This is a genomic window from Roseateles microcysteis, assembly GCF_036880965.1.
GTDB lineage: Bacteria > Pseudomonadota > Gammaproteobacteria > Burkholderiales > Burkholderiaceae_C > JAUASW01.
Window position 1 is genome coordinate 371,557 of sequence record NZ_JBAJMV010000002.1, and the last position, 20,506, is coordinate 392,062.

The 20,506-nt window shown below is 65.0% G+C and carries 19 protein-coding genes and 1 pseudogene; 5 read left to right on the plus strand and 15 right to left on the minus strand.

Annotated elements, in window-relative coordinates; translation table 11 throughout:
* Positions 1–92: 92 nt before the first annotated feature.
* From asd to V3596_RS06745, 5 genes are all read right to left on the minus strand, one after another.
* Positions 93–1,208, minus strand: coding sequence for an aspartate-semialdehyde dehydrogenase (gene asd, locus V3596_RS06725; RefSeq protein WP_334276907.1), 1,116 nt, complete (start codon positions 1,206–1,208; stop codon positions 93–95).
* A gap of 102 nt (positions 1,209–1,310) precedes the next feature.
* Positions 1,311–2,405, minus strand: coding sequence for a 3-isopropylmalate dehydrogenase (leuB, locus tag V3596_RS06730; RefSeq protein WP_334277361.1), 1,095 nt, complete (start codon positions 2,403–2,405; stop codon positions 1,311–1,313).
* A 2-nt stretch (positions 2,406–2,407) separates the two neighbouring features.
* Positions 2,408–3,058 carry a 3-isopropylmalate dehydratase small subunit gene (gene leuD / locus V3596_RS06735; RefSeq protein ID WP_334276908.1) on the minus strand — a complete coding sequence of 217 codons (651 nt, stop codon included), beginning with the start codon at positions 3,056–3,058 and terminating at the stop codon, positions 2,408–2,410.
* 10 nt (positions 3,059–3,068) lie between these two features.
* Positions 3,069–4,481: a 3-isopropylmalate dehydratase large subunit gene (gene leuC, locus V3596_RS06740; RefSeq protein ID WP_334276909.1), complete on the minus strand. Its 1,413-nt coding sequence runs from the start codon at positions 4,479–4,481 to the stop codon at positions 3,069–3,071.
* Complete coding sequence (locus V3596_RS06745; RefSeq protein ID WP_334276910.1) at positions 4,478–5,383, minus strand: LysR family transcriptional regulator; 906 nt, start codon at positions 5,381–5,383, stop codon at positions 4,478–4,480. Before V3596_RS06745 ends, leuC begins: the two co-directional genes overlap by 4 nt.
* A gap of 164 nt (positions 5,384–5,547) precedes the next feature.
* On the opposite strand from V3596_RS06745, the gene V3596_RS06750 reads away from it, so the two are divergent.
* From V3596_RS06750 to V3596_RS06765, 4 genes are read left to right on the plus strand one after another with little or no spacing between them, the layout of a single operon-like run.
* The gene (locus V3596_RS06750; RefSeq protein WP_334276911.1) at positions 5,548–6,687 is read left to right on the plus strand and encodes an MlaE family ABC transporter permease; all 1,140 of its coding nucleotides are present in this window, start codon (positions 5,548–5,550) and stop codon (positions 6,685–6,687) included.
* Positions 6,687–7,448, plus strand: a complete 762-nt coding sequence (locus tag V3596_RS06755) for an ABC transporter ATP-binding protein (RefSeq protein ID WP_334276912.1) — start codon at positions 6,687–6,689, stop codon at positions 7,446–7,448. Before V3596_RS06750 ends, V3596_RS06755 begins: the two co-directional genes overlap by 1 nt.
* Complete coding sequence (locus tag V3596_RS06760) at positions 7,445–8,449, plus strand: MlaD family protein (RefSeq protein ID WP_334276913.1); 1,005 nt, start codon at positions 7,445–7,447, stop codon at positions 8,447–8,449. The genes V3596_RS06755 and V3596_RS06760 overlap by 4 nt, the downstream gene beginning before the upstream one ends.
* Positions 8,446–9,027 (plus strand): PqiC family protein, encoded by a 582-nt coding sequence (locus V3596_RS06765; RefSeq protein WP_334276914.1) that lies wholly within the window; start codon positions 8,446–8,448, stop codon positions 9,025–9,027. The genes V3596_RS06760 and V3596_RS06765 overlap by 4 nt, the downstream gene beginning before the upstream one ends.
* A 30-nt stretch (positions 9,028–9,057) precedes the next feature.
* On the opposite strand, the gene V3596_RS06770 is transcribed toward V3596_RS06765, so the two are convergent.
* The 7 genes and pseudogenes from V3596_RS06770 to scpA form a co-directional block, all read right to left on the minus strand.
* Positions 9,058–9,519 carry a VOC family protein gene (locus V3596_RS06770; protein ID WP_334276915.1) on the minus strand — a complete coding sequence of 154 codons (462 nt, stop codon included), beginning with the start codon at positions 9,517–9,519 and terminating at the stop codon, positions 9,058–9,060.
* Positions 9,519–10,190 carry a biotin/lipoyl-containing protein gene (locus V3596_RS21745; protein WP_416383971.1) on the minus strand — a complete coding sequence of 224 codons (672 nt, stop codon included), beginning with the start codon at positions 10,188–10,190 and terminating at the stop codon, positions 9,519–9,521. The genes V3596_RS06770 and V3596_RS21745 overlap by 1 nt, the downstream gene beginning before the upstream one ends.
* Before the next feature lie 93 nt (positions 10,191–10,283).
* Positions 10,284–10,487 (minus strand): annotated as a pseudogene (locus V3596_RS21750) (hypothetical protein); the annotation flags it as partial.
* Positions 10,394–11,605: an acetyl-CoA carboxylase biotin carboxylase subunit gene (locus V3596_RS06785; RefSeq protein WP_334276916.1), complete on the minus strand. Its 1,212-nt coding sequence runs from the start codon at positions 11,603–11,605 to the stop codon at positions 10,394–10,396. The gene V3596_RS06785 and the pseudogene V3596_RS21750, both read right to left, overlap by 94 nt.
* A 127-nt stretch (positions 11,606–11,732) precedes the next feature.
* The gene (locus V3596_RS06790) at positions 11,733–13,265 is read right to left on the minus strand and encodes an acyl-CoA carboxylase subunit beta (protein WP_334276917.1); all 1,533 of its coding nucleotides are present in this window, start codon (positions 13,263–13,265) and stop codon (positions 11,733–11,735) included.
* Between the two features lie 76 nt (positions 13,266–13,341).
* Positions 13,342–14,340, minus strand: coding sequence for a methylmalonyl Co-A mutase-associated GTPase MeaB (meaB, locus tag V3596_RS06795; RefSeq protein ID WP_334276918.1), 999 nt, complete (start codon positions 14,338–14,340; stop codon positions 13,342–13,344).
* The gene (gene scpA, locus V3596_RS06800; RefSeq protein ID WP_334276919.1) at positions 14,340–16,517 is read right to left on the minus strand and encodes a methylmalonyl-CoA mutase; all 2,178 of its coding nucleotides are present in this window, start codon (positions 16,515–16,517) and stop codon (positions 14,340–14,342) included. The genes meaB and scpA overlap by 1 nt, the downstream gene beginning before the upstream one ends.
* Before the next feature lie 99 nt (positions 16,518–16,616).
* Between scpA and V3596_RS06805 the strand changes: the two genes are divergently transcribed.
* Positions 16,617–17,264 carry a GntR family transcriptional regulator gene (locus tag V3596_RS06805; protein ID WP_334276920.1) on the plus strand — a complete coding sequence of 216 codons (648 nt, stop codon included), beginning with the start codon at positions 16,617–16,619 and terminating at the stop codon, positions 17,262–17,264.
* Between the two features lie 6 nt (positions 17,265–17,270).
* Here V3596_RS06805 and V3596_RS06810 read toward each other — a convergent pair whose 3' ends face one another.
* The 3 genes from V3596_RS06810 to V3596_RS06820 are packed head-to-tail and all read right to left on the minus strand — an operon-like array spanning position 17,271 to position 20,246.
* Entirely contained in the window at positions 17,271–18,623 is a 1,353-nt protein-coding gene (locus V3596_RS06810) for a bifunctional glycosyltransferase/class I SAM-dependent methyltransferase (protein ID WP_334276921.1), read from the minus strand.
* Positions 18,620–19,270 carry an acyltransferase gene (locus V3596_RS06815; protein WP_334276922.1) on the minus strand — a complete coding sequence of 217 codons (651 nt, stop codon included), beginning with the start codon at positions 19,268–19,270 and terminating at the stop codon, positions 18,620–18,622. The genes V3596_RS06810 and V3596_RS06815 overlap by 4 nt, the downstream gene beginning before the upstream one ends.
* A gap of 19 nt (positions 19,271–19,289) precedes the next feature.
* Positions 19,290–20,246 carry a glycosyltransferase family A protein gene (locus tag V3596_RS06820; protein WP_334276923.1) on the minus strand — a complete coding sequence of 319 codons (957 nt, stop codon included), beginning with the start codon at positions 20,244–20,246 and terminating at the stop codon, positions 19,290–19,292.
* Positions 20,247–20,506 lie beyond the last annotated feature (260 nt).

Sequence of the window (20,506 nt, forward strand, 5' to 3'; positions counted from 1 at the left end):
CGTGAATACGCCCCATGTCAGCGCTCTGAATTACCCCCTGTCACCGCTTGTAGCTTCAGGGCAACGGGGGGCGGGGGGATCAGCTAGGGGAATTACTGAGCCAACAGGATGCGCAGCATGCGACGCAGCGGCTCCGCCGCTCCCCACAGCAGTTGGTCGCCGATGGTGAAGGCGCCCAGGTACTCGGGGCCCATGGCCAGCTTGCGCACACGGCCAACCGGAATCGTCATCGTGCCGGTCACGGCCACGGGGGTCAGGTCTTTCAGCGTGGCTTCGCGGGTGTTGGGCACGAACTTCACCCATTCGTTGTCGGCGGCGATCATGGCCTCGATGTCGGCAAGCGGCACGTCCTTCTTCAGCTTGAAGGTCAGGGCCTGGCTGTGGCAGCGCATCGCGCCCACGCGGACGCAGAAGCCGTCGACAGGAATATTGGCGCTGCCGAGGATCTTGTTGGTCTCGGCCATGCCCTTCCACTCTTCCTTGGATTGACCGTTGCCCAGGTCCTTGTCGATCCAGGGGATCAGCGAGCCCCCCAGCGGCACACCAAAGTTGGCCGTTTCCGCCTCGGACAGCGAACGCTGCTTGGCGATGACCTTGCGGTCGATCTCGAGGATGGCGCTCTTGGGATCGTCCAGCAGAGCGCGCACTTCGGCATTCAGCGTGCCGTACTGGGTGAGCAGTTCGCGCATGTGCTGGGCGCCGCCGCCAGACGCGGCCTGGTAGGTCTGCGTGCTCATCCACTCCACGAGGCCGGCCTTGTAGAGCGCGCCCACGCCCATCAGCATGCAGGAGACCGTGCAGTTGCCGCCGACCCAGTTCTTGCCGCCCTTGGCGAGCGCGTCCTTGATGACGGGCATGTTGACTGGGTCCAGCACGATCACGGCGTCGTCGGCCATGCGCAGCGTGGAGGCGGCGTCGATCCAGTGGCCGTTCCAGCCCGCGGCGCGCAGCTTGGGGAAGACTTCGCTGGTGTAGTCGCCACCTTGGGCAGTGATGATGATCTCGCAGCGCTTGAGCTGCTCGATATCGAAGGCGTTCTGCAGCTGTGTTTCGTTCTTGGCGAACGCTGGGGCAGCGCCGCCAGCGTTCGAAGTGCTGAAGAACAGCGGCTCGATCAAATCGAAATCGCGCTCGGCCGCCATGCGGTCCATCAGCACCGAGCCGACCATGCCGCGCCAGCCCACCAGTCCAACCAATGTCGTCGTCATCTCGTATTCCTCAATCGCTCTACAAACAAAACAAACCCTCGGGTTTCTTCTTCCCCGGCTCGCTTCGCCGGGTTTGTAGGGGCGAGACGAACCGGAGCTGAACTAGCCCTTAATGGTTTTGGTCATCGTGGTGATTGCCGCAACCACGGCATCACCCATCTCGCGCGTACCCACCTTCTGGGTGCCCTCGCTCCAAATGTCGGCGGTGCGCAGACCTTGGGACAGCACCGATTGAACGGCCGACTCGATACGAGCGGCAGCTTCGGGCCGGTTGAGGGAGAACTTGAGCATCATGGCAGCGGAAAGGATTGTAGCCAGTGGGTTTGCAACACCCTTACCAGCGATGTCCGGCGCGCTGCCATGGCTGGGCTCGTAGAGGCCCTTGTTGTTCTTGTCGAGCGAGGCCGAGGGCAGCATGCCGATGGAACCGGTCAGCATCGCCGCTTCGTCCGAGAGGATGTCGCCGAACATATTGCCGGTCACCACCACGTCGAACTTCTTCGGCGCCTTGACCAATTGCATGGCCGCGTTGTCCACATACATGTGGTCCAGATCGACGTCTGGATACTGAGCGTGGACCTCGGTGACCACATCCTTCCAGAACTGGAAAGTCTCCAGCACATTGGCCTTGTCGACGCTGGTCACGCGCTTGTTGCGCTTGCGCGCGGCCTGGAAAGCCACATGGGCGATGCGCTCGATCTCGGGGCGCGAGTAGCGCATGGTGTCGAAGGCTTCCTCAGCTCCGGGGAAGTGGCCATCGACCGCCATGCGGCGGCCGCGTGGCTGGCCGAAGTAGATGTCACCGGTCAGCTCGCGGATGATCAGGATGTCCAGCCCCGCCACCAGCTCCGGCTTCAGGCTCGATGCATGCGTGAGCTGCTCGTAGCAGATGGCCGGACGGAAATTGGCGAACAGGCCCAGGTGCTTGCGCAGGCCAAGAATCGCCTGCTCGGGGCGCAACGGGCGGTCCAGCTTGTCGTACTTCCAGTCGCCCACAGCGCCGAACAGCACGGCATCGGCCGCCTTGGCCAGGTTCAGCGTGGCCTCCGGCAGCGGATGGCCGGACGCTTCGTAGGCCGCGCCGCCGACCGGCGCGAACTCCAGCTCCATTGGCAGGTCGAGGACCTTCAGGACCTTGACCGCCTCATTGATGATTTCGGTGCCGATGCCATCGCCCGGCAGGACTGCGATCTTCATGTTCATCCAATGATTCGGTTGTTGAGCCAGGGCTTGCTGGCCATGCGCTCGGCCTCGAAGGCCTTGATCTTGTCGGCGTGGCGCAGCGTCAGGCCGATGTCGTCGAAGCCGTTCAGCAGGCAGAACTTGCGGAACGGTTGCACATCAAACGGCAGCTCGGTGCCATCGGGCTTGATGACGACCTGGCGCGGCAGGTCCACCGTCAACTGGTAGCCCGGGAATGCGGCCACTTCATCAAACAATTGCGCGACTTGCGTCTCTGACAGCTGGATCGGCAGCAGGCCACTCTTGAAGCAGTTGTTGAAGAAGATGTCGGCAAAGCTCGGCGCGATCAGGGCGCGGAAGCCGTATTGATCCAGCGCCCAGGGCGCGTGCTCGCGGCTGGAGCCGCAGCCGAAGTTGCGGCGCGCGAGCAGGACGGAGGCGCCCTGGTAGCGCGGCTGGTTCAGGACGAAGTCCGGATTGGGCTTGCGCGTGGCCGGATCCTGCCCCGGTTCGCCGTGGTCCAGATAGCGCCATTCATCGAACAGATTGGGGCCGAAGCCGCTGCGCTTGATCGACTTCAGGAACTGCTTGGGCATGATCGCGTCGGTGTCGACGTTCTCACGGTCCATCGGCGCGACGAGGCCCTTGTGGAGGGTGAACTTTTCCATGATGGTGTGCTCAGGAGATCCGGCGAACGTCGACGAAATGGCCTTGCATGGCGGCGGCCGCGGCCATGGCCGGGCTCACCAGATGCGTGCGGCCACCGGCACCTTGCCGTCCTTCGAAATTGCGGTTGCTGGTCGAGGCGCAGCGCTCGCCCGGCTCCAGCCGGTCGGCATTCATCGCCAGGCACATCGAGCAGCCCGGCTCACGCCACTCAAAGCCGGCGGCCTTGAAGACCTGGTCCAGGCCTTCGGCTTCGGCTTGCGCCTTCACGAGCCCCGAGCCCGGGACCACCAGCGCCAGCTTCACATTGCCGGCGATCTTGCCGCCGACACGCCGGACCACCGCAGCGGCTTCGCGCATGTCTTCGATGCGGCTGTTCGTGCAGGAGCCGATGAAGACCTTGTCGATGCGGATGTCGGCCAGCGCCTTGTTGGGCTCCAGTGCCATGTACTGCAGGGCGCGCTCGATGGCACCGCGCTTGACGCTGTCCTTTTCCTTGTCCGGATCGGGCACGCGGTCCTCGATGGAGAGCACCATCTCGGGCGAGGTGCCCCAGGTCACCTGCGGGCGGATCTGCGAGGCATCGAGCTCGACCACCGCATCGAAATGCGCACCGGCATCGCTGTGCAGCGTGCGCCAGTACGCCACGGCCTGGTCCCATTCCACGCCAGAGGGCGAGAACGGCCGGCCCTTGCAATAGGCGATGGTCGTGTCATCCACACCGATCAGGCCGGCGCGGGCACCCGCCTCGATCGCCATATTGCAGACCGTCATGCGGCCTTCCATGGACAGCGAGCGAATCGCCGAGCCGGCGAACTCGATGGTGTAGCCGGTGCCGCCGGCGGTGCCGATCTTGCCGATGATGGCCAGCACGACGTCCTTGGCACCAACGCCACGCGGCAAGGCGCCTTCAACGCGCACGAGCATGTTCCTGGCCTTCTTGGCCAAGAGCGTCTGCGTGGCCAGCACATGCTCCACCTCGGACGTGCCGATGCCATGGGCCAAAGCGCCAAATGCGCCATGCGTCGAGGTGTGGCTGTCGCCGCAGACCACGGTCATGCCGGGCAGCGTCGCGCCCTGCTCCGGGCCGATCACGTGGACGATGCCCTGGCGCTTGTCGTTCATCTTGAACTGCGTCAGCCCATGGCGGTCGCAGTTCTTGTCCAGCGTGTCGACCTGCAGGCGCGAGATCGGGTCGGCAATACCTTCGCTTCGGTCGGTCGTCGGCACGTTGTGGTCGCTGACGGCCAGATTGGCCGACAGGCGCCAGACCTTGCGACCCGCGAGGTCCAGGCCTTCAAAAGCTTGCGGGCTGGTCACTTCATGGACCAGGTGGCGGTCGATGTAGAGCACGGCCGTGCCATCGTCTTCGGTATGGACGACATGCTCATCCCAGAGCTTGTCGTACAAGGTTCTTGCACTCATGGCTTCTTCTCTTCCTTGGCAACTGGGCACAGCGCATCAACAAAGCGCTGCACCACGGTGGGCAGCCGCTCGACGCGGGCCACACCGAGAACATAGTCGCGCTGTGCCCAGGGTTCTTCCAGGCGCAACAGCTTGACGGCAAAGACCTGCGAGAAACGCTGCGCCGGGCCCTGCGGCAGTACGGCAACGCCAAGGCCCGCTTCGACCAGCTGCGCGATGGCATCGAAGCCGCGCACGGCCAGGCGCGCATTGAGCGTGCGGCCGCGGGCCAGCGCCTGCTCGCGCATCAGCTCCTGGGCTGAGGCGCCGGCATGCAGGCCGACCAGGTCGTAATCCAGCAAATCGTCGAACGACACTGATTGACGCCCGGCCAGCGCATGACCATCCGGCACCAACACGGCCAGGCGGCCCTGGCTGTAGTTGCGGGTATCGAGCCGGTTGTCGACGATGGGTGGCGTGAACACGCCCACGTCGGCCCGGCCTTCGGCCACGGCAGCCTGAGTCTCGGCGCTGGTCATGTCTTCCAGGCTGATGCGGATCTGCGGATGGGCCTGCAGAAAGCTGGCCATGTCGGCAGGCAGGCATTCGGCAATCGCACCGGCATTGGCGGCGATGCGCAGATGACCTTTGATGCCTCGCGCAAACTCCACCACCTCGCTCTCCAGCGCATGCAGCGATGCATTGAGCGTGCGGATATGGCGGACCAGCGCGCGGCAGGCTTCGGTGGGCTCGACACCGCGCGCTCGGCGCTCGAACAACTGCACGCCCAGGCGCGACTCCAGGTCGGAGATGCGCTTGCTGGCCGCCGCCAGCGCCAGGTGCTCGCGCTCGGCTCCGCGGGTGATCGAGCGGGTCTGCTCGATGGCCAGCACGAGATTGAGGGTGGTGAGGTCCAGGCGCATGGGGGTGTACTCGACTGGGTTGATTGTCCCTTCGCGAACAAGCCGGAAATACGGCAGATCAAAACGAAGGGTTCGTGGATGGCGAAGTTTAAACCGGCTTGCTGCCCTGTTACCCTGAGCCCATCTCGGTCTTTATGCAGCTGAGGCTGCCGGGAGCAAGCCCGTTGAGCGAACACGCCGCGAAAGCAGCATCTGACTCCTTGCCTGCCGAGGCCCGCTGGGAACTCGACCCGCAAGGGCGGCCGCTGCTGGTGCTTCGCGGCGACTGGCGTGGCCGAGGCGAGCTGCCTGCGCCACCGTCGCCCCCGCCCGCTGACCAGCCTTGGGGAGTGGACGGCCTGGCACTGGGCCATTTCGACAGCCAATTGCCTGCGGCGCTGTTCGACCTGGCGATGCAGAGCGGCCGCCCGCTCGACCTGAGCCAACTGCCGTCAGGGCTGCGCGGCCTGCTGCAACTGGCTTTCGACAATCCCGGCAGCCGCACGCCGGAGTCACAGCGCCGCCGCCGGCCACGCTGGCTGACCCAGGTCGGCTTGGACTGGCTGGGCCGCTACCACCGCACGCACACCACGCTCACTTTCATCGGCGAGGTCTTGCAGGCGACCTACAAGGCCATGCGAGGCAGCACCGCGATGCGCGGCGAGGACCTGGCCACGCAACTGCATGCCACCGGGCCGGCCAGCCTGCCCATCGTGGCGCTGGTGAGTTTTCTGGTCGGGCTGATCATTGCCTACATGGGCGCAGCGCAGCTGCAGCGCCTGGGCGCCCAGTCCTTCATGGCCGACCTGGTAACGATCGGCGTGGTGCGAGAAATTGCCGCGCTGATGACCGGCATCATCCTGGCCGGCCGCGTGGGTGCGGCGTTCGCTGCGCAACTCGGCAGCATGGAAGCAAACGAGGAGATTGACGCCTTGCGGGCAATGGGCCTGAATCCGGTCGAGCACCTGGTGCTGCCGCGAGTGCTGGCCATGGTGCTGATGGCGCCGCTACTCACCACTTTTGCAGCGCTCGTCGGCATGCTGGCGGGCTGCCTGGTCGCCGTGGGCATCTTCCATGTCGAGCTGCTGGACTATCTCTACCGCAGCTCCAAGGCGCTGACGTTGGCGCACGCGGGCATCGGGCTGCTCAAGGGAACCGTCTACGCCTTGCTCGTCGCGTTGGCTGGCTGCCGGCAAGGGATGAATGCCGGCCGCAGCGCGCAGGCAGTGGGGGATGCCACGACCAAGGCGGTGGTGCAGGCCATCATCTGGATCGTCATCGCCGCCTCGGCCCTGACCATCGCCTTCCAGCGATTGGGGGTGTGATGAGCAAGGCAGCGCCAGCCCCACTCCTGCGTGTCGAAAACCTGTCACTCAGCGCGGCCGGCCGACTGCTGCAAAAGGACCTGAATTTCGATGTGCGCCGCAGCGAGATCCTCGCGCTGATGGGCGGCAGCGGCTGCGGCAAGAGCACCTTGATGCGCCATCTCGTGGGCCTGCAGCAGCCGGCCTGTGGCCGCGTCATCTACGGCGACGTGGACCTGGCCGAGGCCGATGAAACGGAGCTCACCCGGCTGCGCAGCCAGTTCGGCGTGATGTTTCAGGCGGGCGCCTTGTGGAGCTCGATGACGGTAGGCGAGAACGTGATGCTGCCGCTGACCGAGTTTGCCGATCTGGACGAAGCAGGCGTCGAGCAGGTGGCGCGCTTCAAGCTGGCCCTGGTGGGTCTGGACGGCGCTTTCGATGAAATGCCCAGTTCCTTGAGCGGCGGCATGAAGAAGCGCGCCGCGATTGCCCGCGCGATGGCACTGGACCCGCCCTTGCTGTTTCTGGATGAACCCTCTGCCGGGCTGGACCCGCTCACTTCCGCCAGGCTGGATGACTTGATACTGAAGCTGCGCGATCATCTGGGCACCAGCATCGTGCTGGTCACGCATGAGCTCAGCAGTATCTTCGCGGTGGCCGACCGCGCCCTGTTTCTCGACGCCAAGGAAAAGACCATGACCGCGCTGGATGCGCCGCAACGATTGCTTGAATCCGGGCCACTGGCCGTGCGCGAGTTCCTGCGTCGCGGAGAGCCCGCATGAGAAAACGCCATGGCCACCCTGCCCTGCTCGGGCTCTTCGTCGTCACGGCGCTGATCCTGCTCTTCGTCGCCGTGTTCGTGATCGCCGGCGGCAAGCTGCTCGGCGGCAAGGAGAAGGTGGTGATGTATTTCAACGGCTCGATCTACGGCCTGCAGGTCGGCGCGCCGGTGGTGTTCCGTGGCGTGCACCTGGGCAGTGTCAGCGCCATCGGCGTGTCGTACGACGGCGCCAACAACACGGTGTCGATTCCGGTCGAGGCCGAGCTGGAGCGCGACATGCTCGGCAACCTGACGGGCGAGCACCGGCGCGGCAGCAATGCGCCGTCGCTGAACGCCTTGGTCGGGCGTGGCCTGCGGGCACAACTGGGCCTGCAAAGCCTGCTGACCGGCCAGCTCTATGTGGACCTGGATTTCCGGCCCGGCAAGGGCCCGGCCGTCGATGCACCCGAGCACAAGTACATCGAGATCCCGACGGTCAGCACGCCGCTGCAGGACCTGCGCAGCCAGGTCGACGGCCTGGACATCAAGCGCCTCGTGGTCGATCTCTCCGCCCTGGTCAGCACCGGCCGGCGCCTGATCGAAGGGCCGGAGCTGAGCCATGCGCTGAAGGACATCGAGCAGGTCAGCGCCAATCTGCGCCGGCTGACCGAACAGCTGGACAAGCGCGTGGGTCCGCTGTCGGACACCACGCTGGCGGCCATGGAAAGCACCCGGCAGGCCATGGAACGGATGAACAAGGCAGCCGTGACGGTGGACGGCGCGGCCGATACCGTCAAGAAGACCTTCAATGCAGAGGGACCGCTGGTGAAGGACCTTCGCCGGGTCGCCGATGAGCTGGCCAAGGCTGCAGCCTCGGTATCGAGCGCCACACAGGACGAAGCGCCCTTGAACCAGAACTTGCAGCGGGCACTGAAAGACATCGCGCAAGCAGCGCGCGCCTTGCGCGAGCTGGCTGACACCTTGGACAAGCAGCCGGAATCGGTGTTGAAGGGACGCAAATGATCTCAGCCAAGTCGACCCTCGCTGTGCTGTGCGCACTGGCCTTGAGCGCCTGCGGCAGCTCGCCACCGGTGCAGCTCTACCAGCTGCGAGCCGACCCACCAGGCCCGCTGGCAGCGGCGCCACAGGCAGCGTCGCCGACCTGGGCCCTGGGCCCGGTCCTGCTGCCGGAGTACCTGGACCGCGATGCCATCGTCCGCTCCAGCGGCCAGGCCACGCTGAACACCAACCCCGGCGAACGCTGGGCCGAGTCTTTGCGAGATGCCGTGCCGCGCCTCCTGCAGCAAGACCTGGCACGGCTGCGCGGCAACGATGCTGTGTGGCGCCTGCCGCTGCCACCCGGCATGACGGCGGAGCGGCATTTGCGTGTCGAGATTCAAAGGCTGGATGCCGACAGCGCTGGCCGCGTCGTCGTCTTGCAGGCGCGCTGGACGCTGATCGACCCAAGTGGCGCCAGCAAGCCGGTGGTGGCCGAGCGCCGCATCGACGTGGCGGCCTCCGGCGCCGACACCGATGCGCTGGTCAGTGCGCATCGCACGGCGCTGTGGCAGCTGGCGCAGGCCATCGCGGCCGGCCGATAGAAGCATGGCGGCGCGCAGCGCCGAGCGACTTCAACCCAAGGCGGCGATCACCTCGGCCGGTGCCTGCACCAGCTCGATCAGCACGCCCTCGCCGCCAATCGGGAACTCGTCGCTGCTCTTCGGATGGATGAAGCAGATATCAAAGCCCGCCGCGCCCTTGCGGATGCCGCCCGGCGCGAAGCGCACGCCGTTGGCGCTCATCCACTCGACCGCCTTGGGCAGGTCGTCCACCCACAGGCCCACGTGATTGAGCGGCGTGGTGTGCACGGCTGGCTTCTTCTCGGGGTCCAGCGGCTGCATCAGGTCGACCTCGACCTTGTGCGCTCCGCTGCCGATCGCGCAGATGTCTTCGTCGACGTTCTCGCGCTCGGACACAAAGTTGCCGGTGACGGTGAGGCCCAGCACATCGACCCAGAGCTTGCTCAAGCGCTTCTTGTCGGGCCCGCCGATGGCGATCTGCTGGATGCCGAGGATCTTGTAGGGCTTGGTCATTACTCGAACCTCAGGATCGGCTGATCGACTGCCAGGCTCTCACCCGTCTTCGCCAACACTTCGGCCACCTTCACATCGCGCTCGGCGACAAGGATGTTCTCCATCTTCATCGCTTCGATGACTGCGAGGCGTTCGCCGGCCTGCACCACTTGACCTGGCTTAGCGGCGATGTGGACCAGCAGGCCCGGCATCGGCGAGAGCAGGAACTTGCTGGTGTCGGGCGGCGCCTTGTAGGGCATCAGCTGCTGCAACTCGGCCGCGCGAGGCGACAGCACCGTCACCTCGATGGCGCGGCCGTTGTGCTGTATGCGGTAGGCCAGCGGATTCTTGGGCGTGCCGCGCTCGGCCTGCGCCGTGAAAGGCCGGCCGTTGACCGTGCCGCTGAGGCGTACATCGTTGAGCCGTGAGGTGCAGACGATGCGGTAGCTCCAGGTCTCGGTGCCGTCGCGGACATCGACCAGGGCCTCGCCCTGGCTGCCGCTGAACTCGTAGACATGCAAGGCATGGCGCTCGAAGTCACCATGGCCCTCATTGACGACCGCCACGTAGTCGTGCTCCACCTTGACTTCATGGCCGGCCATCTGGCCGCTGATGCCGGCGGCGCGCTCACGTGCCTTGCGGCGGATGAAGCCGGCCAGCGCCACGAGGAACAGCGGGTCGTCATGCGGCACATCCTCGGCGAGGAAGCCGCCGCCGTAGTGCTGGGCGATGAAGCCGGTGTTGAAGTTGCCGGTGGCGAAGTCAGGGTGGGCCAGCAGGGCCGACTGGAAGGGGATGTTGCTGGAGATGCCGCGGATCACGAAGCCGTTGAGCGCCTCGCGCATCCTGGCAATCGCGTCCTTGCGGTCGCGGCCATGGACGATCAGCTTGGCGATCATCGAGTCGTAGAACATCGGGATCTCGCCGCCTTCGTAGACGCCGGTTCGACCCGCACGCCACCGAACTGGCCGCCCTCGTAGGCCGCGCCAACGAGTGTGTTCGTGCCCTGCTCCAGGTTGGCCGCCGGCGGCTGGTACTTCACCAGTCGCCCGGTCGAGGGCAGGAAGTTGCGGAAGGGATCCTCGGCATTGATGCGGCACTCGATGGCCCAGCCCTCGCGCTTGATCTCTTCCTGCTTGAAGGGCAACGGCAAGCCGGCAGCCACGCGGATCATCTGCTCCACCAGGTCGACGCCGGTGATGCACTCCGTCACCGGGTGCTCCACCTGCAGACGGGTGTTCATCTCGAGGAAGTAGAAGCTCTGGTCCTTGCCGACCACGAACTCCACCGTGCCTGCGCTCTGGTACTTCACGGCCTTGGCCAAAGCCACGGCCTGCTCTCCCATGGCCCTGCGTGTTTCGTCGCTGATGAAGGGGCTCGGCGCCTCCTCGATCACCTTCTGATGGCGACGCTGGATCGAGCATTCACGCTCATGCAGGTAGACCACGTTGCCAAGCGAGTCGCCCAGCACCTGGATCTCGATGTGGCGCGGCTCCTCGACGAACTTCTCCATGAAGACTCGGTCGTCGCCAAAGCTGTTGCGCGCCTCGTTGCGGCAGGACGTGAAGCCTTCGAAGCACTCCTTGTCGTTGAAAGCCACGCGCAGGCCCTTGCCTCCGCCGCCGGCGCTGGCCTTGATCATCACCGGATAGCCGATGCCTTGGGCAATGTTCACCGCCTCTTCGGGCGAGAGGATGGGCTCGTTGTGGCCCGGGATGGTGTTGACCCGAGCTTCGTTCGCGAGCTTCTTGGAGGCGATCTTGTCGCCCATGGCCGCGATGGAATAGTGCTTGGGGCCGATGAAGGCGATGCCGGCCTCTTCGACGCGGCGCGCGAAGTCCTCGTTCTCTGACAGGAAGCCGTAGCCGGGGTGGATGGCCTGCGCGCCGGTCTGCTTGGCAGCGGCGATGATCTTGTCGGCAACGAGGTAGGACTCGCGCGAGGGAGCCGGGCCGAGCAGCACGGCTTCGTCAGCCAGCTCGACATGGCGGGCGTCCCTGTCGGCTTCTGAGTAAACGGCAACGGTCTTGATGCCCAGCTTCTGGGCCGTCTTGATGACGCGGCAGGCAATCTCGCCACGGTTTGCAATCAGTATCTTGGTAAACATCACTTCACCTTTTCTTTTCGAGACAGGGCGGTCGTCCGATCAAGGGACATGCGCGGATCCGGCTCCGCCGGTCCGCTGCATGAGCCCCCGTGGGGGGCAGCGACGAGAGGAGCGTGGGGGCCAACATTTACAGAGGGATGTTGCCGTGCTTGCGCCACGGGTTCTCGAGCTTCTTGTCCTTGAGCATCGCGAGTGAACGGCAAATGCGCTTGCGTGTTTCGTGCGGCTGGATCACATCGTCAATGAAGCCACGCGCGCCGGCCACGAAGGGGTTGGCAAAGCGGGCCTTGTATTCAGCCTCGCGGGCCGCCAGCTTTTCGGGGTCGTTCTTGTCTTCGCGGAAGATGATTTCCACCGCGCCCTTGGCGCCCATCACCGCGATCTCGGCATTGGGCCAGGCGAAGTTGACGTCGCCGCGCAGGTGCTTGGAGGCCATCACGTCATAGGCGCCGCCATAGGCCTTGCGCGTGATCACGGTGACCTTGGGGACCGTGCATTCGGCGTAGGCATAGAGCAGCTTGGCGCCATGCTTGATGATGCCGCCGTACTCCTGCGATGTGCCGGGCATGAAGCCAGGCACATCGACGAAGGTGATCACCGGGATGTTGAAAGCGTCGCAGAAGCGGACGAAGCGTGCGGCCTTGATCGAGCTCTTGATGTCCAGGCAACCGGCCAGCACCAGCGGCTGGTTGGCCACGATGCCCACGGTCTGCCCTTCCATGCGGGCCAGGCCGATGATGATGTTCTTGGCGTAGTCGGGCTGCAGCTCGAAGAAGTCGCCATCGTCCACGGTCTTGAGGATCAGCTCCTTCATGTCGTAGGGCTTGTTGGCGTTGTCGGGCACCAGGGTGTCCAGCGACATGTCGAGCCTGTTGCCGGGGTCGCCGCTCGGGCGCGTGGGCGCCTTCTCGCGGTTGTTCAGGGGCAGGTAGTTGAAGAAGCGGCGCAGCATCAGGATCGCTTCGACATCGTTCTCGAACGAGAGGTCGGCCACGCCGCTCTTGCTGTTGTGCGTGGCGGCGCCGCCCAGCTCTTCAGCGGTGACTTCCTCGTGTGTCACCGTCTTCACCACCTCGGGGCCGGTGACGAACATGTAGGAGGAATCCTTCACCATGAAGATGAAGTCGGTCATCGCAGGCGAGTACACGGCGCCGCCGGCGCAAGGCCCCATGATCATGCTGATCTGCGGGATCACGCCCGAGGCCAGCACGTTCTTCTGGAATACGTCGGCATAACCGCCCAGCGAAGCCACACCTTCCTGGATGCGTGCACCGCCCGAATCATTAAGGCCGATGACCGGCGCGCCGACCTTCATCGCCTGGTCCATCACCTTGCAGATCTTCTCGGCATGAGACTCCGAGAGCGCACCGCCAAAGACCGTGAAATCCTGGCTAAAGCTGAACGCCAGGCGGCCGTTGATCATGCCGTAGCCGGTGACCACGCCGTCGCCCGGGATCTTGTTGTCCTGCATGCCGAAATCCACACAGCGGTGCTCAACGAACATGTCCCATTCCTCGAACGTGCCTTCGTCGAACAGCAGCTCCAGCCGCTCACGTGCGGTCAGCTTGCCCTTGGCGTGCTGGGCTGCGATGCGCTTGGCGCCGCCACCTTGGCGGGCTTGCTCGCGCTTCTCTTCGAGCATCTGCTGGATGTCATGCATGGTCAGTTCTTTCGCAGGGCCGCCCCAAGAAAGGACTGCACCCCCTCGGGGGGCAGCCCATTCATGGGCGTGGGGGTTAGGAGGGTTTGTCTCCGGAAAACTTCGTCAGCAGCTCACGGGCTGCCGTAGAGGGTGCGAGCTGGCCTTGCAGCACGCGTTCGGTGATGGTGGACAAGGCCGCGCGAACAGGCGGCGCCTCGGAAAATTGCTGCTTGAGCCCGGCCTGGATACGCTCCCACATCCAGGCGAGTGACTGCTGCTGGCGCTTGGAGGCGAAGCTGCCATTGCCGGCCTGCAGCTGCTGAAAGCGGCTCACCGCCGCCCAGAATTGATCGAGACCATCGCCCTTCAAGGCTGAGAGTTGCATCACGAGCGGATGCCAGACAGCCTCGTCATGCGCATGGCCGTGCATGCCGTGCAGTCGCAGCGAAGAAGAGATATGGGCTTGCGCGCGGGTGGCCGCCGCATGGTCCAGGTCGGACTTGTTGATGACCACCAGGTCGGCCAGCTCCATCACGCCTTTCTTGATCGCCTGCAGATCGTCGCCGGCATTGGGCAGCTGCATCAGCACATACATGTCGGTCATGCCGGCCACGGCGGTTTCGCTCTGGCCCACGCCGACGGTCTCGACGATCACGATGTCGTAGCCCGCTGCCTCGCAGACCAGCATGGCTTCGCGCGTCTTCTCGGCCACGCCGCCCAGCGTCCCGCTACTGGGGCTGGGGCGAATGTAGGCGCGCTCATCCATCGAGAGCCGCTCCATGCGCGTCTTGTCGCCGAGGATGGAGCCGCCCGAGATGCTGCTGGACGGGTCCACGGCCAGCACGGCCACTCGGTGGCCACGTGCAATCAGGAACAGGCCCAGCGCTTCGATGAAGGTGCTCTTGCCCACGCCCGGCACGCCGGAGATGCCCAGGCGCAGCGACTTTCCGCTGTACGGCAGCAGCGCAGTCAGCAGGGCATCGGCCTGGGCACGATGATCGGCCCGGGTCGACTCCAGCAGGGTGATGGTCTTGGCGATGGCGCGGCGCTGCTCGGCGCCGGGCTCACCAGTGACCGCCGCAGCGAGATTCATCAGGCAGCGACCTTGGCCACCGACTGGCGGATCTGTTCCAGCACGTCCTTGGCACTGGCCGGTATCGGCGTGCCCGGGCCGTAGATGCCCTTGACGCCTGCCTCGTAAAGCATGTCGTAGTCCTGTGCCGGGATCACGCCGCCGACGAAAACGATGATGTCGTCCGCGCCCTGAGCCTTCAGCGCCGCGATGATGGCTGGCACCAGCGTCTTGTGCCCGGCGGCCAGCGTGGACACACCCACGGCATGCACGTCGTTCTCGATCGCCTGGCGGGCACATTCCTCGGGCGTCTGGAACAGGGGGCCCATGTCGACGTCAAAGCCCAGGTCGGCATAGGCGGTAGCCACGACCTTGGCGCCGCGGTCATGGCCGTCCTGGCCGAGCTTGGCGATCATCACGCGCGGGCGGCGGCCCTGCGCCTCGGCGAAGTCCTTGATCTCGTCTTGCAGCTTGGCCCAACCCTCGGCCGAGTCGTAGGCCGCGGCGTAGACGCCGCTGACCTTCTGCGTGTCGGCGCGGTGGCGGCCGAACACTTCTTCCAGCGCATCGCTGATCTCGCCGACCGTGGCGCGCAGTCGCACGGCCTTGATCGAGAGGTCGAGCAGGTTGCCCTCGCCGCTGCGCGCAGCCTGCGTCAAGGCAGCGAGCGCCGCCTGCACGGCTGCACCATCACGCGTGGCCTTGATGGTGTTCAGGCGGGCAATCTGGCTGTCACGCACCTTGACGTTGTCCACGTCGAGGATCTCGATCGGGTCTTCCTTGGCCAGCTTGTACTTGTTGACACCGACGATCACGTCCTTGCCCGAGTCGATGCGCGCCTGCTTCTCGGCCGCGCTGGCCTCGATCTTCAGCTTGGCCCAGCCGCTGTCCACCGCCTTGGTCATGCCACCCATGGCCTCGACCTCTTCGATGATGGACCAGGCCTTGTCTGCCATGTCCTGCGTCAGCGTCTCCATCAGGTAGCTGCCGGCCCAGGGGTCGACCACGTTCGTGATGTGCGTCTCTTCCTGGATGATCAGCTGCGTGTTGCGAGCGATACGCGACGAGAACTCGGTGGGCAGCGCGATGGCTTCGTCCAGCGAATTGGTGTGCAGCGATTGCGTGCCGCCGAACACCGCGGCCATGGCTTCGATGGTGGTGCGCACCACGTTGTTGTACGGGTCCTGCTCGGTGAGGCTCCAGCCCGAGGTCTGCGAATGCGTGCGCAGCATCAGGCTCTTCGGGTTCTTCGCGTCGAAACCCTTCATGATCCGGCACCAGAGCAGGCGCGCCGCCCGCATCTTGGCGATCTCCAGATAGAAGTTCATGCCGACGGCCCAGAAGAAGCTCAGACGGCCGGCAAAGTCGTCCACGTCAAGGCCGGAGGCGATCGCCGTCTTCACGTATTCCTTGCCGTCCGCCAGCGTGAAGGCCAGTTCCAGCGCCTGGTTCGCACCCGCCTCCTGCATGTGATAACCCGAGATCGAGATCGAGTTGAACTTGGGCATGTTCCTGGCCGTGTAGCCAATGATGTCGCCGATGATCCGCATGCTCGGCTCGGGCGGGTAGATGTAGGTGTTGCGGACCATGAACTCCTTGAGGATGTCGTTCTGGATGGTGCCGCTGAGCTTGTCTTGCGAAATGCCCTGCTCCTCCGCCGCCACCACATAGCCGGCCAGCACCGGCAGCACGGCGCCGTTCATCGTCATCGAGACCGACACCTTGTCGAGCGGAATGCCGTCGAACAGGATCTTCATGTCCTCGACCGAGTCGATGGCCACGCCGGCCTTGCCCACGTCGCCAGTCACGCGCGGATGGTCGGAGTCGTAGCCGCGGTGGGTGGCCAGGTCAAAGGCGACCGACACGCCCTGCCCGCCCGCAGCCAAGGCCTTGCGATAGAAGGCATTGGATTCTTCGGCGGTCGAGAAGCCGGCGTATTGACGGATGGTCCAGGGCCGCACGGCATACATCGTGGCCTGCGGGCCGCGCAGATAGGGCTCGAAGCCGGGCAGCGTGTCGGCATGCGGCAGGTTTGCCGTGTCGGCCGCCGTGTAGAGCGGCTTGACTGTCAGGCCTTCGGGAGTCACCCAGTTCAAGGCGGAGACATCGCCACCAGGGGCCGACTTTGCGGCCGCCTTGTGCCATTGCTCCAGCGTGGCGGAAGCAAATTCAGATGGGTTGGGCTTGGACTCAGACATGGGGCAACTCCGTTGAAGTGGGCATCATACCGCCTCCGTTATTCATAATTATGAATTCAGAACTGGCTAGAATCTGACACGCCCTGCTTTTCAACACGCATGTCCGCCGCCCCACCTCTCGCCCCCCGCGCCCTCTACCAGGAGGTTGCCGAACGCCTGCGCCAGCAGATCTTCGGCCGTGAACTGGAGCCGGGCAGCTGGATCGACGAGCTGAAGCTGTGCGCCGAACTCGGGATCAGCCGCACGCCGATGCGCGAAGCCCTGAAGGTGCTGGCCGTAGAAGGCCTGGTCACCATGAAGCTGCGGCGCGGCGCCTACGTGACCGAGATGAGCGAGCGCGATGTGCGCGAGGCCTATCAATTGCTGGCCCTGCTGGAAAGCGATGCGGCCGCCCGCGTGGCCGAATCCGGTTCAGACGAAGAGCTGGCGGAATTGCAATCGCTGCACGAGCAGCTGGAAGCCGCCATTGACCAGCGCGATGCCTTCTTCATTGCCAACGAGCGCTTCCATCTGCGCCTGCTGGAAATCGAAGGCAACCGCTGGCGCTGCCAGATGGTCAATGACCTGCGCCGCGTGATGAAGCTGAACCGTCATCACTCCCTGTTCAAGCAGGGCCGCCTGGCCGAATCGCTGGGCGAGCACCGGGCCGTGATGAAGGCCATCGGCCAGCGGGACGGCAAGGCGGCGGCGCGCCTGATGCGCGAGCATTTCGAGAACGGTCTGACCGCCGCGACGGCCGGCGCCTGAGCCTCTTCAGGCCGCGACAGCCCTGACCACGTACTGCAGCGGCAGCGCGTCGCGCACCGCACCCTCAGGGTCGCGCCCCATGGCCATGGCCATCTGACGGATCGCGTTCAAGACCGGCTCGCGGCCGGGTTCGTCGAAGATGCGCGGCACGCCGGCCTCGACGCGAAAGCCGGCCGACTGGAACAGCTCGAAGATGGTCACGCGGGTGAACCAGCGCAGGTGCGTGCGGTCCAGCAGGCCGCCCGATTCATAACGGAAGTCGCCCACCGACAGCCGCCCCTGCAGGCTCCAATGCTGGGCATTCGGGATGCTGGCTACCACGCAGCCGCCAGGTGGCAGCACGGCGCGGATGCGCTGCAAGACCTTCCAGGGGTCGCGCAGATGCTCGAGCACGTCGCCGAAAACCCAGCAGTCGCGCGAGGCATAGTCGCGGAACTGGCTGTCGTCGGTCGCCTCCAGGTCCAGGGCCTGCACGCCATCGCAGAAGCGCGCGGCGATCTCGGCGGCCTTGGGGTCCAGCTCGACGCCGATGTAATGCACGGCCGGCCGGCTGCTCTTGACCGCATGGGCCAGCGCGCCGGTGCTGCAGCCGATCTCGACGATGGCTTGCGCCGTGGCGGGAATCAGCGCCAGCAGGTCCGGGTTGTAGCCGGTGGGTGGTGGCAAGGCCTTCGCCGCCTCCTTGGCGCGCACCTCGGCAAACCATTCGTCCAGGTTGTAGCTTCCGGTGGCCTGGCTGGTGCCCTGGCCGATGTGGTCGACGTAGACCTTTTTCGTGCCCATCAGGACATCGTTGCCACACCAGTCCAGATGGCGCAGCAGGTCAGACTTGCCTGCGTCGTGCAGCGCCAGCATCGGCGCCACCATGGGTGCACCATGCTTGATCGGCAGCGGCCATTGCCGCATCACCTCGACATTGCAGAGCATGCAAGGCGGATGCAGATAGGGCACGGCGCCGTAGGCATACGGAATGTCGAAGCCGTCGCGGTTCACGTAGGCCACACCGCCGGCGCCGTAGTCGCCCGGCTGCAGGGCCTCGGCCAACAGCTCCAGAAAGCCGCCGCGGCGGATCACGATGTCGGTGTCCAGGAACAGCACGCGGCCGCTCAGGCCCAGTTCGGTGATTGCCCAGGCCATGCCGGGCCCGTGGTGGATGTTGAAGCCCATCACGTGGAGCTGGACGTTCTCGAAGCCGGCCACGACGGCTCGGATCTTCTCGACATGCTCGGGCGTCGAGCCGTCCACGATGTGAACCGGGTTCGGGTAGAACTCGCGCAGCGAGCTCAGCAGGCCCTGCAAGAGCTCGGGTGAGTTGTAGGAGACGGCGACAACAGGAATCGCCTGGATGTCCGCGCTCATGGATTCATTCCTTCCGGGCTGACCTGCCCGACCACGCGCGCCGGATTGCCGGCGACGATGCTCATGGCCGGCGCCTCGAAGCCAGGCGTGACAACGGCACCCGCAGCGATCACGCAGCCACGCCCGATCTTCACGCCCTTGAGGATGGTGACACGCGAGCCGATGAAGACCTCGTCGCCGATCTCCACGCCCGCCGGGCGCGGGTCGGGCGAGCGGCGGTGCGTCAGTCGCAAGTCGTGGGAATTGCTGTCCATCACATGCAGCTCGGGGCCGACAAGGACATTGGCGCCGAAACGGATGCTGGCGCCTTCGGAGATCAGCACGCAGCGGTTGTTGAAGACGCATCCTGGGCCGACCTCGATCAGCGACTCCGGCGTGCGCGCTTCTATATAGGAGCAGCTGTACGCGCCGGGCGAGCGCGGCACGCCGAAAACGGCGCTCACGTCGAGGCGGACCCGGCCATCGCCCTTGAACTGCGTGGGCGTGAGCAGCTTGAGCGTGCGGCCGCCCTCGCCGGCCAGCTCGATGCGACCTCGCTCCGAGGTATGGAAGAAATAGTGGATCAGGAGGCCGCGTACCCACAGCTCCAGGTCCAGCGGGTTGCTGCGGCCGAGGCGCTTGCGCAGGCTTTCGATGAGTTTCAGCATGGTGATGAAAGCCGCCGGCTCAGAACTTGTGCCGAGTCAGAAAGTCCTGCCAGATCGGCAGAAACTCGTCTTCGGCACCGGGCAGGCCGTCGCGCATCCGCGGCAGCACCCGGCAGAAAGGCTGCATGTCTTCCTCGCCTGCGTAGCGCTGCCAAATTGCCGAGGCGATACCGTCGTAGCACTGGCGTGCGTGGCTCTCACCCAGCTGCCCGATACGGCGAGCGCCCACCGCCAGCGCGGCATAGCCCAGGTGCGCAGCCTTCATGTGCTTGCCGTAGAGCTGATTGGAATGGCCTTCTCCACCGGTACGGAAGTGCCCCAGGCGGTCCTGGATGTAGGCGACCGGTCCCTGCAGGCTGGCGGCCAGGAAGGCGCCCAGGTCCCACAAGCCCGCATAGGACACACCGCCAAAGTCCGGCTTGAACAGCAGGGCTGCCGTTTCGCGCCGCATCACGCAGTTGGAGAACTCGCCGAACCAATTCTGGCACTGCGGAATCGTGGTCGTGAACATCGCCCCGGCGTCCAGCGAGACGATGCGGCCCATGGACTGCAGAACGCCGGCCGGTATCGGCATGCCCTCGATCGGCTGGCCGCGCTCATTGGCCGTCCAGCGGGCACTGATGCTGCAGGCGAAGTTGCCAGCCCCGTGGATGGCGCGATGGGCGGCATAGAAATCCGGGTAGATGACGTCGTCGTCCAGCAGCAAATGCACCAGCTCGGTGCTGTTGTCCCAGAGCTTCAGCAGGTGGAGGAAGTTCTCATAGGCACCGATGCGGGGGCCTTGATGGATCTCAATCGGCAAACGCTCGCGAGCCACCAGCATGGCAGGCGACGACAGGATCTGGCCGAACTCGCCGCCCGGGCTGTCGTCGGACACAATGATGCGCTGGCTCTTGTGCGTCTGCGTGACCAGGCTGGTCATCAGCTCGACCATGTACTTGGTCTTGTAGGCGGGAATCAGCGTGGTGATTTGCATGGAAGAGCGCACGGGCGATAGCCGCCCTCGAAAAGGGCGGCGAATCGTGATTTAACTCGCGACTGGCTTCCGTTCATGGGCAGAACAGCCAAGTTTTGGACTCGCTTTTGTAAACATTGTGGACAGGCCACACCCCTAGTATTGGCGGACCCTGCAATACGTGTATCTTTTCGTTGCTTTTGCTTGTTTTTATAGCAATCTGTTGGTTGGCTGGGTCGTTCAAGCACAGCTTGCCGTCGATTGCGCTCAAGTACTGGGCG

Excerpts from the sequence above, each read along its gene's own strand:
- asd (WP_334276907.1), bottom strand. The coding sequence starts at position 1,208 with ATGACGACGACATTGGTTGGACTGGTGGGCTGGCGCGGCATGGTCGGC.
- leuB (WP_334277361.1), bottom strand. The coding sequence starts at position 2,405 with ATGAAGATCGCAGTCCTGCCGGGCGATGGCATCGGCACCGAAATCATC.
- leuD (WP_334276908.1), bottom strand. The coding sequence starts at position 3,058 with ATGGAAAAGTTCACCCTCCACAAGGGCCTCGTCGCGCCGATGGACCGT.
- leuC (WP_334276909.1), bottom strand. The coding sequence starts at position 4,481 with ATGAGTGCAAGAACCTTGTACGACAAGCTCTGGGATGAGCATGTCGTC.
- V3596_RS06745 (WP_334276910.1), bottom strand. The coding sequence starts at position 5,383 with ATGCGCCTGGACCTCACCACCCTCAATCTCGTGCTGGCCATCGAGCAG.
- V3596_RS06755 (WP_334276912.1), top strand. The coding sequence starts at position 6,687 with ATGAGCAAGGCAGCGCCAGCCCCACTCCTGCGTGTCGAAAACCTGTCA.
- V3596_RS06760 (WP_334276913.1), top strand. The coding sequence starts at position 7,445 with ATGAGAAAACGCCATGGCCACCCTGCCCTGCTCGGGCTCTTCGTCGTC.
- V3596_RS06765 (WP_334276914.1), top strand. The coding sequence starts at position 8,446 with ATGATCTCAGCCAAGTCGACCCTCGCTGTGCTGTGCGCACTGGCCTTG.
- V3596_RS06770 (WP_334276915.1), bottom strand. The coding sequence starts at position 9,519 with ATGACCAAGCCCTACAAGATCCTCGGCATCCAGCAGATCGCCATCGGC.
- V3596_RS06785 (WP_334276916.1), bottom strand. The coding sequence starts at position 11,605 with ATGTTTACCAAGATACTGATTGCAAACCGTGGCGAGATTGCCTGCCGC.
- V3596_RS06790 (WP_334276917.1), bottom strand. The coding sequence starts at position 13,265 with ATGCATGACATCCAGCAGATGCTCGAAGAGAAGCGCGAGCAAGCCCGC.
- meaB (WP_334276918.1), bottom strand. The coding sequence starts at position 14,340 with ATGAATCTCGCTGCGGCGGTCACTGGTGAGCCCGGCGCCGAGCAGCGC.
- scpA (WP_334276919.1), bottom strand. The coding sequence starts at position 16,517 with ATGTCTGAGTCCAAGCCCAACCCATCTGAATTTGCTTCCGCCACGCTG.
- V3596_RS06805 (WP_334276920.1), top strand. The coding sequence starts at position 16,617 with ATGTCCGCCGCCCCACCTCTCGCCCCCCGCGCCCTCTACCAGGAGGTT.
- V3596_RS06810 (WP_334276921.1), bottom strand. The coding sequence starts at position 18,623 with ATGAGCGCGGACATCCAGGCGATTCCTGTTGTCGCCGTCTCCTACAAC.
- V3596_RS06815 (WP_334276922.1), bottom strand. The coding sequence starts at position 19,270 with ATGCTGAAACTCATCGAAAGCCTGCGCAAGCGCCTCGGCCGCAGCAAC.
- V3596_RS06820 (WP_334276923.1), bottom strand. The coding sequence starts at position 20,246 with ATGCAAATCACCACGCTGATTCCCGCCTACAAGACCAAGTACATGGTC.